At 43.5% G+C, this 1,341-nt stretch carries 3 protein-coding genes; 1 reads left to right on the forward strand and 2 read right to left on the reverse strand.

Going from position 1 to position 1,341, the window contains the following annotated elements; translation table 11 throughout:
- The first annotated feature begins 71 nt into the window (after nt 1-71).
- Nucleotides 72-431 carry an SDR family NAD(P)-dependent oxidoreductase gene (locus ABFX15_RS11825; protein ID WP_346025600.1) on the forward strand — a complete coding sequence of 120 codons (360 nt, stop codon included), beginning with the start codon at nt 72-74 and terminating at the stop codon, nt 429-431.
- Nucleotides 432-478: 47 nt separating this feature from the next.
- Here the strand turns inward: ABFX15_RS11825 and ABFX15_RS11830 are convergent, their stop codons facing one another.
- A complete protein-coding gene (locus tag ABFX15_RS11830) occupies nt 479-643 on the reverse strand; it encodes a DapH/DapD/GlmU-related protein (RefSeq protein WP_346025601.1) in 165 nt (54 codons plus the stop codon).
- Between the two features lie 17 nt (nt 644-660).
- The gene (locus ABFX15_RS11835; RefSeq protein WP_428830636.1) at nt 661-933 is read right to left on the reverse strand and encodes a maltose acetyltransferase domain-containing protein; all 273 of its coding nucleotides are present in this window, start codon (nt 931-933) and stop codon (nt 661-663) included.
- Nucleotides 934-1,341: the final 408 nt, after the last annotated feature.

Below are 1,341 nucleotides of genomic sequence, written 5' to 3' on the forward strand. Positions count from 1 at the left end.
ATCAAGTGATAGTGATTAACGTTTGAGGTGATAGGCTTTCTAGCGGGTAAAACTTTATACTTTCCTATTCTATGAGAAAAAATGGTGGCGGAGTCGTGATTAACTGTGCCTCCATTCTTGGTATCGTCGGTGAGCCGACAGCCTATGCTTACAATGCGTCTAAAGGAGCGGTTGTTCTCATGACCAAGTCACTGGCTCTCCAGTACGCAAAAGACAATATCCGATGTGCAGCCGTTGCTCCAGGATATGTAGAGTCCGGTATGGTAAATAGAGAAGCACTGGGTGAATACTATGATAATCTGGTAGATAAACATCCAATCGGCCGCCTGGGTGTGCCTGAAGAAATCGCCCATGCAGTTGTCTTCATAGCAGAAAATGAATTTCTGACAGGAATTACGCTGCCAGTCGACGGCGGATATACCTCTCAATAATGTTTATAAAAAGGATCATACCACTGCAGAAGGGTCTGATCCTTTTTCTATGTGAATGTTCGGATAACTCTGGCCGGTACTCCTGCAAGCACAACGTTATCCCCCAGAGTCACTCCGCCGATTACCGTTGCTCCTGCTCCCAACCAGCTGTTATCTCCAACGACTATCGGCTTGGCATACTCCAGACCTTCAAATCGCTGACTTGAATCCATAGGATGGTCAGGTGTAACTAATGAAACACTGGACCAGGCAGTGCGTTTTCCCCAATCCTGATTTCTCCGCCATCCAGCAGGATACAGTGAAAGTTAGCATAGACATGATCTCCAACATGGATGTTGTACCCATAGTCAACCCGCAACCCCGCCTCAACCTTAATTCGGCCTTCAATCGTCTGAAAGATTTCTTTTATCCATTTACCACTGGTATGTTCATCCTCGATCTGATTATACTTATGTGTCAAACGGTGTGCTCGCTCCCGTTCCTTGACCAGCTCCTGATCCACCGGGTCGTACAGCTCACTATTCTGTTTTTTTCTTTTTCAGATCGCATAACATGTTCCTTCCCCGTATCCGCTAGTAATGTTTGCTCTATTTTACCACATAACTTTGTAACGCATGTTCTTTCAAAAGTGTTGCTGTTAGATATAAGCTTATACGATAATATAAAATGACAGTCAGTGAACAATCTTGACGTGTTAACGGACTGTTTTAAGATGATACCCCATACGACTTCTTCCATAGAGACATGGTGATTAATTGTCGCTACTTCTCCATTAGACAGATATATAACTCAGTAATAGCTGTCTGATCAACAACAGTGAGTGTACCTCCTTTAAAAACTTGAGACACCTAGGAAACTATAGATGCTCTATATAAGTGGATTTAGGGTTTTCTCTTTTGAGTTTTCCCTC

The organism is Alkalibacterium indicireducens, assembly GCF_039522005.1.
GTDB lineage: Bacteria > Bacillota > Bacilli > Lactobacillales > Carnobacteriaceae_A > Alkalibacterium > Alkalibacterium indicireducens.

Excerpts from the sequence above, each read along its gene's own strand:
- ABFX15_RS11830 (WP_346025601.1), bottom strand. The coding sequence starts at position 643 with ATGGATTCAAGTCAGCGATTTGAAGGTCTGGAGTATGCCAAGCCGATA.
- ABFX15_RS11825 (WP_346025600.1), top strand. The coding sequence starts at position 72 with ATGAGAAAAAATGGTGGCGGAGTCGTGATTAACTGTGCCTCCATTCTT.